Annotated in this window: 13 protein-coding genes; 10 read left to right on the top strand and 3 right to left on the bottom strand. The window is 63.3% G+C overall.

What is annotated here, in order from left to right; all coding sequences use genetic code 11:
• The first annotated feature begins 7 nt into the window (after positions 1-7).
• From phnC to K7H91_RS06300, 4 genes are read left to right on the top strand one after another with little or no spacing between them, the layout of a single operon-like run.
• On the top strand, positions 8-829 hold the full coding sequence (phnC, locus tag K7H91_RS06315) for a phosphonate ABC transporter ATP-binding protein (protein WP_230719353.1): 822 nt from the start codon (positions 8-10) through the stop codon (positions 827-829).
• Positions 826-1,626 (top strand): phosphonate ABC transporter, permease protein PhnE, encoded by an 801-nt coding sequence (phnE, locus tag K7H91_RS06310; protein WP_230719352.1) that lies wholly within the window; start codon positions 826-828, stop codon positions 1,624-1,626. Before phnC ends, phnE (K7H91_RS06310) begins: the two co-directional genes overlap by 4 nt.
• Positions 1,623-2,432, top strand: coding sequence for a phosphonate ABC transporter, permease protein PhnE (gene phnE / locus K7H91_RS06305; RefSeq protein WP_230719351.1), 810 nt, complete (start codon positions 1,623-1,625; stop codon positions 2,430-2,432). Before phnE (K7H91_RS06310) ends, phnE (K7H91_RS06305) begins: the two co-directional genes overlap by 4 nt.
• Positions 2,396-2,698, top strand: coding sequence for a hypothetical protein (locus tag K7H91_RS06300; protein WP_230719350.1), 303 nt, complete (start codon positions 2,396-2,398; stop codon positions 2,696-2,698). Before phnE (K7H91_RS06305) ends, K7H91_RS06300 begins: the two co-directional genes overlap by 37 nt.
• Positions 2,699-3,082: 384 nt before the next feature.
• On the opposite strand, the gene K7H91_RS06295 is transcribed toward K7H91_RS06300, so the two are convergent.
• Positions 3,083-4,312 carry an META domain-containing protein gene (locus K7H91_RS06295; RefSeq protein WP_230719349.1) on the bottom strand — a complete coding sequence of 410 codons (1,230 nt, stop codon included), beginning with the start codon at positions 4,310-4,312 and terminating at the stop codon, positions 3,083-3,085.
• Positions 4,313-4,637: 325 nt separating this feature from the next.
• Here K7H91_RS06295 and clcA point away from each other — a divergent pair, with 325 nt between their 5' ends.
• The gene (gene clcA / locus K7H91_RS06290) at positions 4,638-5,981 is read left to right on the top strand and encodes a H(+)/Cl(-) exchange transporter ClcA (RefSeq protein ID WP_230719348.1); all 1,344 of its coding nucleotides are present in this window, start codon (positions 4,638-4,640) and stop codon (positions 5,979-5,981) included.
• A gap of 24 nt (positions 5,982-6,005) precedes the next feature.
• Here clcA and K7H91_RS06285 read toward each other — a convergent pair whose 3' ends face one another.
• Together K7H91_RS06285 and K7H91_RS06280 are read right to left on the bottom strand one after the other, a co-directional pair.
• Positions 6,006-7,694, bottom strand: coding sequence for a TrkA C-terminal domain-containing protein (locus K7H91_RS06285; protein ID WP_230719347.1), 1,689 nt, complete (start codon positions 7,692-7,694; stop codon positions 6,006-6,008).
• Positions 7,695-7,932: 238 nt separating this feature from the next.
• On the bottom strand, positions 7,933-8,886 hold the full coding sequence (locus K7H91_RS06280; RefSeq protein WP_230719346.1) for an FUSC family protein: 954 nt from the start codon (positions 8,884-8,886) through the stop codon (positions 7,933-7,935).
• 393 nt (positions 8,887-9,279) lie between these two features.
• Here K7H91_RS06280 and K7H91_RS06275 point away from each other — a divergent pair, with 393 nt between their 5' ends.
• The 5 genes from K7H91_RS06275 (at position 9,280) to K7H91_RS06255 (ending at position 13,228) form a co-directional block, all read left to right on the top strand.
• On the top strand, positions 9,280-9,582 hold the full coding sequence (locus tag K7H91_RS06275) for an urease subunit gamma (protein ID WP_026173120.1): 303 nt from the start codon (positions 9,280-9,282) through the stop codon (positions 9,580-9,582).
• A 10-nt stretch (positions 9,583-9,592) separates the two neighbouring features.
• The gene (locus K7H91_RS06270; protein ID WP_230719345.1) at positions 9,593-10,000 is read left to right on the top strand and encodes an urease subunit beta; all 408 of its coding nucleotides are present in this window, start codon (positions 9,593-9,595) and stop codon (positions 9,998-10,000) included.
• Positions 10,001-10,036: 36 nt separating this feature from the next.
• Positions 10,037-11,755, top strand: a complete 1,719-nt coding sequence (locus K7H91_RS06265; protein WP_230719344.1) for an urease subunit alpha — start codon at positions 10,037-10,039, stop codon at positions 11,753-11,755.
• A gap of 147 nt (positions 11,756-11,902) precedes the next feature.
• Positions 11,903-12,490 carry an urease accessory protein UreE gene (gene ureE / locus K7H91_RS06260; RefSeq protein WP_230719343.1) on the top strand — a complete coding sequence of 196 codons (588 nt, stop codon included), beginning with the start codon at positions 11,903-11,905 and terminating at the stop codon, positions 12,488-12,490.
• A gap of 15 nt (positions 12,491-12,505) precedes the next feature.
• Positions 12,506-13,228, top strand: a complete 723-nt coding sequence (locus tag K7H91_RS06255) for an urease accessory protein UreF (RefSeq protein ID WP_230719342.1) — start codon at positions 12,506-12,508, stop codon at positions 13,226-13,228.
• Positions 13,229-13,240 lie beyond the last annotated feature (12 nt).

The following is a 13,240-nucleotide window of genomic DNA, read 5'->3' as shown; positions in this document are numbered from 1 at the left end:
AGCCGTCATGCTCGAACTCAAATCGCTGACCAAAACATACAAGACCGGCGACAAGGCACTGAACGATGTGAGCCTGACGGTTCCCGAAGGTCAGGTCGTCGGGCTGATCGGCCCGTCCGGCGCCGGAAAATCCACGCTGATCCGCTGCATCAACCGCCTTGTCGAGCCAACGTCCGGTTCGGTCTCCATATCCGGCAGGTCGATCACGGGCCAGGGGCAGCGCGAATTGCGGGCCATGCGCCGCCGCATCGGCATGATCTTTCAGGAATATGCGCTGGTCGAACGGCTGACCGTCATGGAAAATGTTCTGTCCGGCCGGCTGGGCTATGTCGGATTCTGGACCAGCTTTACCCGCCGCTACGGCGCGGACGATATCGGTCTTGCCTATCGGCTGCTGGACCGGGTCGGCCTGATGCACCAGGCCGACAAGCGCGCGGACGCGCTCTCCGGCGGCCAGCGGCAACGTGTCGGCATCGCCCGCGCGCTTGCCCAGGAACCCGAACTGCTGCTGGTCGACGAGCCGACGGCAAGCCTTGACCCCAAGACCAGCCGACAGATCATGCGGCTCCTGATCGAAATCTGCGCCGAACGCAATCTTCCCGCCATTGTGAACATCCACGACGTGCCGCTGGCGCAGCAATTCATGCAGCGCATTATCGGCCTGCGCGCCGGCGAGATCGTGTTCGACGGTCCCGCCGACGCCCTCGGCGAGACGGTCCTGACCGAAATTTACGGCGCCGAGGACTGGAACGCGATGCGCAAGGGTGCGGAGGAAGACGAGAGCGCCGAAGCCGAACAGGCGGCTGAGCTTGCGAGACTTGGCGCATGAGTGACTATCCATCGACCTGGAAACGTCCGCCGCAGGTGTTCACCCATCGCGGCTGGCGGATAGCGCTTCAGATCGGCTTCGCGGTCTGGTTGGTTCTCGCACTCGCCACGCTTGACCCGAACTGGGCGCGCATTGCCGAAGGATGGGCGCGCGGCGCGCGTTTTCTCGGCGGCTTCCTGCAGCCCGACTTTACCAGTCGCTGGAACGATATCTCCAGAGGCCTGATCGAGAGCCTGACCATGACGCTGACCTCGACAGTGGCGGGCGTCATCATCTCCGTGCCCATCGGCATCGGCGCGGCGCGCAATGTCTCGCCCCGGATCGTCTACCTTGTCTGCCGCGCGATCATCGCCGTCAGCCGGTCACTGCAGGAAATCATCATCGCGATCTTCCTCGTGGCGATGTTCGGCTTTGGCCCGTTTGCCGGTTTCCTGACCCTGAGTTTTGCCACGATCGGCTTCCTGTCCAAGCTCCTGGCGGAAGATATCGAGGATATCGACGAGGCGCAGGCGGAGGCGATCAAGGCAACCGGCGCATCGTGGATGCAGATGATCAATTACGCCATCCAGCCGCAGGTGATGCCACGCCTCATCGGTCTGTCGCTCTATCGCCTCGACATCAACTTCCGCGAAAGCGCGGTGATCGGGATCGTCGGCGCGGGGGGCATCGGCGCAACGCTCAACACCGCCATCGATCGCTACGAGTATGACAGCGCCGGCGCGATCATCCTGATCATCATCCTGCTGGTGATGGTCGCCGAATACGGTTCCAGCTACCTTCGAAAGTTCCTGCAATGAGCGAAAACACCTATCCGGCGGTCTGGCGCCGGCGCACATCGCGGCAGTCGCTGATGACCTGGGCCGGCTGGTTCTGCCTCGTTGCGCTGACCGTGTGGTGCTGGCAGGTCATGACCGAGAACACGATCTGGGCTTTCGTGACCGATGCGCCGAAACAGGCCGCCGATATCGGCAGCCGCATGTGGCCGCCGCGTCTCTCCTATATGAATGAACTCTGGGCGCCGCTCTGGGATACCTTGAACATGGCCACGCTCGGCACCATGCTGGGTGTCGTTCTTGCCTTGCCGGTCGCCTTTCTGGCGGCGCGCAACACCACGCCGTCGGCCATGATCCTGCGGCCTGCGGCCCTGTTTATCATCGTGGCCAGCCGGTCGATCAATTCGCTGATCTGGGCGCTGCTTCTGGTTGCCATCATGGGGCCGGGCCTGCTGGCCGGCGTCATCGCCATCGGCCTGCGCTCCGTCGGCTTCATCGGCAAGCTGCTTTACGAGGCGATCGAAGAGGTGGATGCGAACCAGGTCGAGGCCATTGCCGCGACTGGCGCCAGTCACGCCCAGGTTCTGGATTACGCCATCGTTCCGCAGGTCCAGCCCGCCTTCTGGGGCATCACCGTGTTCCGCTGGGACATCAATATCCGCGAAAGCGCGATTCTCGGCCTTGTCGGCGCTGGCGGCCTGGGGCTGAAGCTGCAATCATCGCTCAATGTGCTGGCCTGGCCGCAGGTTACAATGATACTGATCGTCATCCTGGCAACGGTCATCATGTCGGAATGGGTATCGGCCAAGGTGCGGCAGGCGATCATCTAGAAGCGATTTCATGCGCCGCCGCACTTCTTCGTTGCCTACCCGCCCCCGGCGACGACCTCGAACGCGCCGCCGCCTTCATCAATCCCGCGCTTCTGCCGGAAAACCGGTTCTCCGCAATCTTCGAGGTCGGCAAGGATGTCATCGGCGTCGGCATTCTCATCGCCGCGCGCAAGGAACCGCTGGAAATCGACATCGCGCCGGAGAAATATGCAACGCTGAACGCGCAAATGAAGGCTCTGATCGATGGGCGAAGAAATGGATTGTGATGCGATGACGCCCGCTTCATCGACATGCCGCAGATCGTCGCCAGGCTGCCGGACCTGCGGAAGCTGGAATACAACGCCAATACCGGCGGCGCGGCGACTTCTGCAACCGCTTCGCCATTCACGAGCGGCTGCGCTCCACGGCCTATTCCCAGCGCGACTACACCTTCACCCGGTTCCCTCGCTGGTTTGTGAGCAATGCCGGTTCGTTGGCGAAGGTCGTTGTCAGTGCGCCGGACATGATCCCTGCGCAGGCGCTTGATCTTTCATCGATCTTGTTTCTGGTCGGGCCCGCGCGCAGTAACATTGCCTACAAAATTGGGCAGCCATGCTGCTCGCAACCTTCCCGCAGCAGGACGGCGCTTCTTCCCCCGAAAAAGTGCACGACTATCTGCGACTCGCCTCGATAAGCGTTTCGGCGCCCGACGTAAGCAACAGCGCGCCGTCCGGGCTGAAGTCGAAACTTTCGCTCGCATCCAGTGCCTCGAGGAAAGATTGCTCCTGCTTCATCAAGGCGTCGTCGCAGGCCATTCGCGTTGACGCCAGCGGGCCGATCGCGACGCCGCCCTCGCCATTGACGGAGAACGCCCCGGTGAAGCGGTTGCAGCCGGTGGTTCCGAAGATCTGGCCTTCCTCGCTGATCGAGAAGGCGGGGCGATTGGCGGTCTCGTCGAGCGCGTTGCCGTCGATCCTGTCGACGGTCCATTCGGGGCCGGTCAGCAGGTCGAGCGTATCGCCGCCGCAGCCCTTCAGCGTTCCGATTGCCGTTTCCAGTTCCACGCTTTGCGGAAACAGCCGGCCGCTCATGTCATCCTGGCACAGGCCGGCTCGTACGGTGAAGGCGAGGGCGTACTGGTCGAAACCGTAGCGATAGGCCCCGTCGACAACCGCGGGCTCCGGCAGGCGGAGATCGAGGCGGTCTTCGCCGTAATTCATGTCCAGCATAAACCGGTCGCCTGTTATGACGGCGCGCCAGCCCGGTTCATTGCCCTGCGCCGACCATGAATTTTCCGCCTCGGCCGGCATCATGACGCAATCCGGCAGGTCCTGGCCGTCGAGCGTCACCATCGCGCTGTCGCCCTTGCTCCAGAAGACGTTTCGGCCGTCCTCGGACTGGTATTTCGCGCCGTCCGCGGAGATTGCCGGGGCGAGGTGGTAAATCCCCTCATCGGTCTCGACCACCGCTTCCTCGCCCTGAAAGCCGACCTGAAGGCGAATATCGCCGCACATGAAGGCGCTGCTGAAGGCTGCGGGCGTGAACGCCGTCAGCATGATGTCTCCGATATCGGCATCATTGTTTCCCGCCGCGATCATGACCGGTTCGCTCACAAACCGGTTGGCGCCGTCGATCCGGATGGCCGCTGTCAGCTTCGCCGCGACGCCTTGCGGGATGGCCAGTTCGAACGGCCATGGCACCTGCCGGCCGTTCGACTCATTGCTGTGCGTCGCCAGCAGGGCATTTTGAAAACCGCGCGCCTCGACGACGAGTTCGGCATCATCCGGCAGCGCCATGCGCTCGCGCATGACGGCCTCGCCGGAAATCGAACGCATGTCCTGCGCATGCGCGGTCGTTGCCGCAAGGAGGCTTGCCAGAAGTGTCAGAGTTGAGCGGGACATGGTGTTTCCTTTGTCGTCTTCACGGGTGGACGGTGTGCCGCGCCGGAGACGGCTCCGCGTTTCGCCACGGAGCAGGCCGGACCAGCGGCGGAGACCGCGCAGCGCGGTCAGGCACGCGCGCCGTCGCTGCTAATCTAACACGGTATTTGTAGGTTGCCGCAACCGGCCGAACAACATGTCAGACCATACAGTTGACCCTTCGCGCGCAGGCTGACTATCAGCAGATCTGGCCTGCAAGAGCGCAGGTCCTGCCCCCCAGGCAGGACGTAGCGATCACGGAATCGTTGCTCATTCTTTTAAATTCTCCTCCGGACGATGAAGTGCCATGGACAATTCCGCAGAAGAGCTCGAGCAACCGGGAAGCCGGAACGCGCAGATCCGCTTCGTCGCCCTTGCGGCGCTGGCGGGAATTCTGACGGGGTCCGTCGGGTCCGTGTTCCATCTCCTGATCGACTGGCTGCAAGCATGGCCCCGCGTCCTCGCAACGCATGTCGATGGCGTCGTGCTTGTCGCCGCTGCCGCCCTGATCACGATGTGCGCGACATTGCTTTCGGTCTACGTCGTCCGCCGCTATTCGCCCGAGGCCGGCGGCAGCGGGGTCCAGGAGATCGAAGGCGCCATGCAGGGCTTGCGCACCGTTCGGTGGCAAAGAGTGCTGCCGATCAAGTTCCTGACCGGCATCGTCTCGATCGCGTCGGGGCTGGTGCTCGGCCGCGAGGGTCCGACGATCCATATCGGCGCTTCGTTTTCGGCGGCGATCACCGATTTCTTCAGGGTCAGCGAAACCGAGCGGCGCGGCATGCTGGGCGCCGGCGCGGCCGCCGGTCTCGCCTGCGCCTTCAATGCGCCGCTCGCCGCCATCCTGTTCATCGTCGAGGAAACCCACCGGCAGTTTCCCTATACCTTCCGCACCTATATGGGCGTGATCATCGCCGCGGTGCTGGCGACGGTGATGACCCAGATCATCGGCGGCACGGCGCCGGATTTCTCGATGGCGGTGGCGAGCCCGGAACTCTACCTGCTGCCCGCCTTCGTTGTCCTCGGGGTGCTGCTTGGTTTCCTGGGCGTCAGCCTCAACGCGGCGCTGATGTGGACGGGCTCGTTTGCCGGCCGCCTTAACGCGCGCGTGCCCTATCTCTATCCGGCGGTTGTCGGTCTCGTCGTCGGTGGATTGTTCGTGACGATGCCGCTTGCGGTGACCGGAGGCGAGCATGTGGTCACCTCGCTTGCCGCCCACAGCGCCAGCCTTCAGGTTCTGCTGGCGCTTGCCGTAATCCGCTACGTCACCATGACGGCGAGCTATTCGGCGGGCACGCCGGGCGGCATTTTCGCGCCGATCCTGGCGCTTTCGATGTGCGTCGGTCTGGCCTTCGGCGGCATCGTCGAACTGGTGACGCCCCACGGCATACCGCTCGCCTTCGGCATGGCGGCGATGGGTGGACTGTTTTCCGCCTCCGTGCGCGCGCCGATCGTCGGCGTGGTGCTGACGCTGGAACTGACCGGGGCCTATAGCATGGTGATGCCGCTGATCGTCACCTGCATGACCGCCAACATGGTCGCCGAATGGATCGGTGGACGCCCGATCTACGACCAGTTGCTGGAACGCACACTGAAACAGGCCGGCATCGACCCGGCGGCAAAGGGCGAGGACAAGACGGGTCTGGCCTGATCATCGATCCTTGGCCCGCCCGCCTCACATCATCATCACGATCACCAGGCCGAACAGGATCAGCAGCGTGGTGGAGACCGCGTACCCGACCGAAAACCCGATGGCCGGCACCTGGCTCTCCGCCTTCTCCGTCAGCATCGCCAGCGCCGGGGAAGATTTCCGCGCGCCCGCGCAGCAGCCGAACAGAATGGCGTCATCGAAGCGGAAGACATATTTCCCGAGATAGATCGCCAGCAGCGACGGGACAATGGAGGCGACCAGGCTCCAGAGCAGGAAGACAGGGCCCAGTTCCTTCAGCCCGCCGGCAAGAGCGGGCGCGGCGGCAAGGCCAAGTGCCGCGATGAACAGGTTGAGGCCGATCGAATTCATGAACCACAGCGTGGCCCCGGGCACCCGGCCGAAGACCGGGTGTACCGAACGGAGCCAGCCGAAGAAGAGGCCGATGAGCAGGATGCCGCCCGCCGTCGACAGCGTCAGCGGCACCTCGCCGACCCGGAAACTCAGCGCGCCGATCACGGCGCCGGCGACGATCGCGGCGCTGATGAAGGCGATGTCGGCGCGCTCGGTTTCCCTGTCGAGATAGCCGAATTTCTTGGCGAAGCCGGCGATGTCGGTGGGGCGGCCGATGATTCGGATGACGTCGCCGCGATAAAGCATCGTGTCAGCAAAAACCGGGATTGACACGGACAGGGCTCCGCGATGGATAGCGGTGATGAACACGCCGCGCGTCTCGGGAATGTCCGCGAGCGCCTTCAGCGTCTCGCCGGCCAACGCGCTCGATGTGATCAGCACGTCGGTGCCCTCGACCTGGACGCCGAGCAGTTCCGCGTCGTCGACTTCCTCGAGCACCTTGCTGACTTCGCTCAACAGCACGTGTCGCGATCCGGCAAGGGCGATGATGTCCCCGGCCGCGATCGTGACGGAGGTGGTGGCCTCCATGATCTCGCCGTTTCGCCGCAGCCGCGCCAGGAAAAGCCGGTGATTGTCGAAGAAATGCTCGGCATCGGCGACGTTGAGGCCGACCAGCGGGGATTTTTCATCGACGCGATAGGCGCGCGCGACATATTGATGCCAGGCGGTTCCCCGACGGGCCTTGCTGTCATCGCCGCCCATTTTTTCGACATAGGCGCGGCAGGCGGCGGCGAGATCGATTTTCAGAAGCCGGGGCCCGACAAACGCCAGCACGATCACGGAACTGAGCGTACCTATGATGAAGCTGATGGAGAAGGCAGCCGGCATGAGGTCGAGCGCGTGGGCCTTGGCCGCCGCCGCCATGGACGACTTCGCGATCGCGGTTTCGGAAAGCGGGAGAGATGGCGAAGTGGTTGCTGAGCCGGCGAAGAATCCTGCCGCCGCGCCCACATCAAGACCGGCAAGCCGGGCGACGGCATAGACGCTGAGCAGGCTCATGATACAGACGACGACCGCAAACCCCGCCTGCTTGAAACCGCCCTCGAACAGGGCGCGGACGAATTGCGGACCGGCGCTGTAACCGACGGCGAACAGATAGAGCGAGAAGAACACGAACTTCATCTTCGGCGAGATTTCGAAGCCGATCTGGCCGATGGCGAGCGCCGCAAGCAACGTGGCGGTCACTTCGCCAAGCGAGATGCCCTTGACCTGAACCCGCCCCACGGTGAAACCGACGACAAGGCAGAGAAAGAGCGGTATTTCCACATTTTCCCGCAAGGTGGCGAAGAGCCATTCAATCATTCAGGACTTTCTACCTCTCGATACGTCTTTTTGGGAGGCGCTGATATGTTCAGCCCTGTCCGACCTATCTGCGGCAGACACTAGGCGCAATGGAAGAAGGAGGAAACTGTAAGGCCTGACATCCGTGGCAAGCGCCATCGGATGCTCGAGAGATCAATAGTGTGTGGCGGGCATCCGCCCCAAGGGGCGGGCGATAGGGCACGGGCGGCAAGGGCGCCTGACCGTTTCTGCGGGTCGCTCAGGATTTCCTGGCGTTTACCAGCAGCGGCAATGTCAGCGCGGCAAGCGCGATCCCGCCGATCGTCAGCAGCACGCGGTTCGCCGTGATCTCGAGAACGCTGCCATCCGCCTGCAGATTGAAGGCCAGCGCGATCGCTGTCAGGCAGAACGACCACGGCGCATATTTCTTGGCGCCGATCATCAGCATGGTGAAAACGAGCCCGCCCACAAGCGCGGCATGGAGCCACGGGATGGGAGACAGGCCGAGGATCAGCCCGCCGGCTGCTGCGCCGAGCGTGGTGCCGAGGCCTCGTGCCTTCATCCGGTAGAGCGTCTGCTGCCGCGTCGGCTTCATCACCCTGAGGCCGGCGGCCGGAAGCCAGCACGGATGGGAGCCGGGCAGCAAGCAGGCGATGCCGCTTCCCGCAAGCGCAACGCCGACCATGCCGGCGGCAAACCGCCGCTGGCCGGGATCCGCCGCAATGGCGAGCCGGCCGCTTTCGGGCGGAGAGACGGCCAGGGGAATGGCGAGACTGACGAAAACGCCCGCCCAGAGCGTTCCGGCGAGAAAGCTCAGACCATAGGCGGGAATCCCTCCGGCCGGCACCTGACCGACTGAGAGAAAATAGGCGAGCGCGCCAAGGGCGATCGGCAGGCGAAGATAGCCGCCTTTCAGTTCGCCGAGGCATTGCGCCAGCGCCGCGATCACCGCACCGGCGAAAAACAGACTTGACCCCAGCGAAACCGAAGCGCCCAGCGTTGCGAACAGGCTGATGGCTACAGCGGAGACGAGCAGCAGCGGAACGCGGCCGGACGGCGGAAGACGAGGAAACGAGACGCCAAGCAGATAGGCCCCGAAGGAGGCAACCATGCCGTGCGCGGTTTCGCCTGCGGCCATGCCCGCAACCCAGGGTGCGATGATGGCCAGCGCCATTATGGCTGCGCTTCGACCTTTTCCGCCAAAATCGATCAAGCGCATTTCCAGTCGAGAACCTGCTTTAACGCGTGGAAAACTTGGTTGGCGGTCGCAGGCCGCGTCGCCCGGGGAGGTCGCGTCGGGCGCGTTCGCAAAACGACATGCCGGTCACAGATTATCAAGCATGCCTCCGTTCCCAAGACCTTACAACTGTCAATCCTGACAGTTTATCGCGCAATATCTTACTCATATCCTTCTTACCACAAAGCGGGACTTCAGATCGAAGCGGCTCCTCCTCGGCTTCTGGACTCTGGAAACGTCTCCGGAACCGGGCGGAAAATATAAAGTCGATACTTTTCAGTTATTTACCTTGGCGGGTATCGTCGACGAAGACGTTTTTCTGAAGATCACGCTGGTGCGCATCCAGCCTTTATGACAGGGGAGACCTATATGCATTTCACGCCTCGAGAGATCGACAAGCTGATGATCTACACGCTCGCGCAGGTCGCGCAGCAGCGCAAGGATCAGGGCCTGAAGCTCAACCATCCCGAAACCGTCTCGCTCATTTCCGTGGCCGCGCTGAACGGCGCGCGCGCCGGCAAGACCGTTGAGGAGGTCATGGAAATCGCGCGCAAGGAAATCACGCGCGACGATGTGATGGAGGGGGTCGTCGACATGATCCCTTACGTGCAGGTGGAGGCCGTCTTCACCGATGGCAGCCGTCTCGTCACCATCCACGATCCGATCCAGTGAGGGCTTGAACATGGCGAATGAAAAGAAAACCCCGGTCGGCGGACTGGTCCTCGGCAAAGGCGACATCGAAATCAATGCGGGCTATCCGACGACCACGCTCAAGGTGCGAAACACCGGCGACAGGCCGATCCAGATCGGTTCGCATTTTCACTTCTTCGAGGTCAACTCCGCACTGGAATTCGACCGCGAACAGGCGTTCGGCAAGCGCCTGAACATTCCTGCAACCACCGCCCTGCGTTTCGAGCCGGGCGATGAGAAAGAGGTCACCCTTGTTCCCTATCAGGGCAAGCAACGGGTGCTCGGCTTCAACGGTCTGGTGAACGGCTGGGTCGGAGACGAGAGCTACAATGACAGCCGCCCGCGGCTGGTCGACGCGATGGAGCGCGCGGAACGCTACGGCTTCAAGTCGTCCAAGTGACCGCCCGGCACAACCTCATTCGACAGGATTTCTGAAATGGCCAAGATTTCAAGACAGCAGTATTCCGACCTCTACGGTCCGACGACCGGCGACAAGATCCGCCTCGGCGACACCGATCTCTACATCGAGATCGAAAAGGACCTCCGGGTCTATGGCGAGGAAGCCGTCTATGGCGGCGGCAAGACGCTGCGCGACGGCATGGGCTACGACAACGAGCTCACCAATGCCGCTGGCGCCCCGGACCTCGTCATCACCAACGTGACCATCCTCGACCCCGTGCAGGGCGTCATCAAGGCCGATGTCGGCGTCAAGAACGGCAATATCTGCGCGATCGGCAAGGCCGGCAACCCGTCCACCATGTCGGGCGTGACGCCGGGGCTGGCGCTTGGACCGGGCACCGACGCGATTTCCGGCGAGCACCTGATCCTGACGGCGGGCGGCATCGATGCCCACGTCCACTTCATCTCGCCCCAGCAGGCGGAAGCCGCGCTTTCCAACGGCGTCACCACGCTGTTCGGCGGCGGCATCGGCCCGACCGACGGCACCAACGGCACCACCATCACCCCCGGCACCTGGAATGTCGAGATGATGCTGCGTTCCTTCGACGGCTGGCCGGTCAATGCCGGCGTGCTGGGCAAGGGCAATGTCTCCGCCCGGCTTCCGATCGAGGAGCAGCTCCGCGCCGGCGTCATGGGCCTGAAGATCCACGAGGACTGGGGCAGCACGCCGGAAGCGATCCGCACCTCGCTGCGCGTCGCCGATGAGTTCGACGTCCAGGTCTGCATCCATACCGATACGCTGAACGAGGCCGGCTTCGTCGAAAACACGATCGCCGCCTTCGAGGGCCGCACCATCCACACCTACCATACGGAAGGTGCGGGCGGCGGACACGCGCCGGACATCATCCGGGTCGCCGGCCAGTCCAACGTCATTCCGAGCTCGACCAATCCGACGCTGCCCTATGGCATCAATTCGCAGGCCGAATTGTTCGACATGACGATGATCTGCCACAATCTCAGCCCCAAGATCCCGACCGACGTCGCCTTCGCCGAGAGCCGCGTCCGCCCGGAAACCATTGCCGCTGAAAACGTGCTGCACGATCTCGGCGCGATCTCGATCCTGTCCAGCGACAGCCAGGCCATGGGCCGCGTCGGCGAGAACTGGGCGCGCACGATCCAGACCGCGCATCTGATGAAGGACCGGATGGGCGCCTATGATGGCGATACGTCGGGCAATGACAACGAGCGCGTGCTGCGCTTCGTCGCCAAGGTCACGATCAATCCGGCGATCGCGCAGGGCGTCAGCCATGTGATCGGCTCGGTCGAAGTCGGCAAGATGGCCGATCTCGTGCTCTGGGAGCCGGCCTTCTTCGGCGCCAAGCCGAAAATGGTGATCAAGGGCGGCCTCATTTCCTGGGCGCTGATGGGCGATCCGAACGCCTCGCTGCCGACGCCGCAGCCGGTACTCTACCGTCCGATGTTCGGCGCCTACGGCTCGGCGCTGCCGAAGACCCGCGTCACCTTCACATCGCTGGCAGGCTATGAGGACGGCATCGTCGACCGCTATCAGCTCCAGTCGCATGTGGTGCCGGTCTATGGCACGCGCACGATCAGCAAGAGCTCGATGGTGCGCAACAGCGCCCTGCCGGAGATCGAGGTCAACCCGGAGACCTTCGCGGTGACCGTCAACGGCAAGCACGCGACCGTCGAGCCGGCGACCACGATCCCGCTGAACCAGCTTCACTTCTTCAGCTGATTGCGATGCCGGGCGAAGCAAACCTTCGCCCGGCCCGTCCAACAACAACGACGCCGGGGACGTTCAGCCGAAGGCGGCATCGCGGGCCAGACAGGCCCCGGTGCGTTTCGGCTCTTCTTTCAAGGCGTACAGAATGCGGCGAACACCATGATCCTTGTCGAAAAAATCCTTGGCAACCTGAGGGATGCCGACTGGCACAAACGCTCCCACGAGGCGACGGTCGACTACCTCGCGCTCGAACAGTGGGAAGCGCCGAAGAACCGCCTGCGCAAGGCGAGCGAGGGCGGAACCGAACTCGCGATCTCGCTGCCGCGCTCGGAGCATCTCCACAATGACGATGTCCTTTATTACGATGAGGCCAGCAACACCATCATCGCTGCCCGCATCGCGCTGAAGGAGGTCATGGTGATCGAGCTCGAAGGGCTCGAAACCCTGTCGCCGCAGGAAATCCTCAGGGTGTGCTTCGAACTGGGCCACGGCCTCGGCAACCAGCACTGGCCGAGTGTCATCAAGGGCAGCACCGTCTATGTGCCGCTCTCCGTCGACCAGAAGGTCATGGCCTCGGTGATGAAGACCCATGCGTTCGAGGGCGTGAAGAGCCATTTCGCGCCCGGCGAGGAAATCGCCGCCAAGCTCGACGCGCGCGAGGTGCGGATGCTCTTTGCCGGGGCCGACGCGACGCCGCATCACCACCATGACCATGGTCACGGCCATGGCGACCATCACCACCACTGATCGCGAGGCAGGGGCATGGCAGATGAGAACAGCAGCAGGACAGGCTCGGCAGACGACATGATCCTGCTTGCACGTCTTCTGCAGTTTTCGGATTCGACGTTGCCCGTCGGCGCGTTCGCCTTTTCCAACGGACTGGAATCGGCGATCCAGACCGGCGTCGTCGCCGATGCGGCAAGCCTGGAACGCTTCGTCGAAACGGTGGTGCGGCAGGCCTCGGGCATGGACGGCATCGCCTTCCTCCATGCCCATCGCGCAGCCCGGCGCGGTGCCTATGACGCCGTGCTGGAGGCGGACCGGGAATTGTGGAACCGACGCGTGGGCGAGGAGCAGCAGATGATGCTCGCCCGCATGGGCCGGAAATTCGCGGAGCTTTCCCTGAAGATCAGCACGTTTCCCGATCTCGAACGCTGGCTGGCCGATATCAAGGCCGGTGCGACGCCGGGCTGCTTTCCGATCGGCCAGGCGGTCGCGCTGGCGCATATGGGGGCAGATGAGAAGCAGGCCTTTGTCGTGCACCAGTATGGCGTTGCGGCGATGATCATGAGTGCTGCGGTGCGGCTGATGCGGATCGATCATCTCGATACCCAGCGCATTCTGTTTGCCGTGCAGGCCCGCGTCGAGGCCGATTACGAGCGCGTCCACGGACTGGACCTCGACGAAATGTCCGGCTTCGCGCCGGTCTTCGATGTCCTCGTCGCCCATCACACCAGAACCCATGTCCGGCTGTTCATGAACTGACCGGCGGAAAAA

The sequence above is a fragment of the Martelella mediterranea genome (assembly GCF_021021415.1).
GTDB lineage: Bacteria > Pseudomonadota > Alphaproteobacteria > Rhizobiales > Rhizobiaceae > Martelella > Martelella mediterranea_C.
This window is presented reverse-complemented; position numbering and strand designations above follow the sequence as displayed.

What these genes read in the sequence shown, in the direction of transcription:
- phnC (WP_230719353.1), top strand. Translation starts at nt 8, where the DNA reads ATGCTCGAACTCAAATCGCTGACCAAAACATACAAGACCGGCGACAAG.
- K7H91_RS06265 (WP_230719344.1), top strand. Translation starts at nt 10,037, where the DNA reads ATGGCCAAGATTTCAAGACAGCAGTATTCCGACCTCTACGGTCCGACG.
- K7H91_RS06270 (WP_230719345.1), top strand. Translation starts at nt 9,593, where the DNA reads ATGGCGAATGAAAAGAAAACCCCGGTCGGCGGACTGGTCCTCGGCAAA.
- phnE (WP_230719351.1), top strand. Translation starts at nt 1,623, where the DNA reads ATGAGCGAAAACACCTATCCGGCGGTCTGGCGCCGGCGCACATCGCGG.
- K7H91_RS06285 (WP_230719347.1), bottom strand. Translation starts at nt 7,694, where the DNA reads ATGATTGAATGGCTCTTCGCCACCTTGCGGGAAAATGTGGAAATACCG.
- ureE (WP_230719343.1), top strand. Translation starts at nt 11,903, where the DNA reads ATGATCCTTGTCGAAAAAATCCTTGGCAACCTGAGGGATGCCGACTGG.
- clcA (WP_230719348.1), top strand. Translation starts at nt 4,638, where the DNA reads ATGGACAATTCCGCAGAAGAGCTCGAGCAACCGGGAAGCCGGAACGCG.
- K7H91_RS06300 (WP_230719350.1), top strand. Translation starts at nt 2,396, where the DNA reads ATGGGTATCGGCCAAGGTGCGGCAGGCGATCATCTAGAAGCGATTTCA.
- K7H91_RS06255 (WP_230719342.1), top strand. Translation starts at nt 12,506, where the DNA reads ATGGCAGATGAGAACAGCAGCAGGACAGGCTCGGCAGACGACATGATC.
- K7H91_RS06275 (WP_026173120.1), top strand. Translation starts at nt 9,280, where the DNA reads ATGCATTTCACGCCTCGAGAGATCGACAAGCTGATGATCTACACGCTC.
- phnE (WP_230719352.1), top strand. Translation starts at nt 826, where the DNA reads ATGAGTGACTATCCATCGACCTGGAAACGTCCGCCGCAGGTGTTCACC.
- K7H91_RS06295 (WP_230719349.1), bottom strand. Translation starts at nt 4,312, where the DNA reads ATGTCCCGCTCAACTCTGACACTTCTGGCAAGCCTCCTTGCGGCAACG.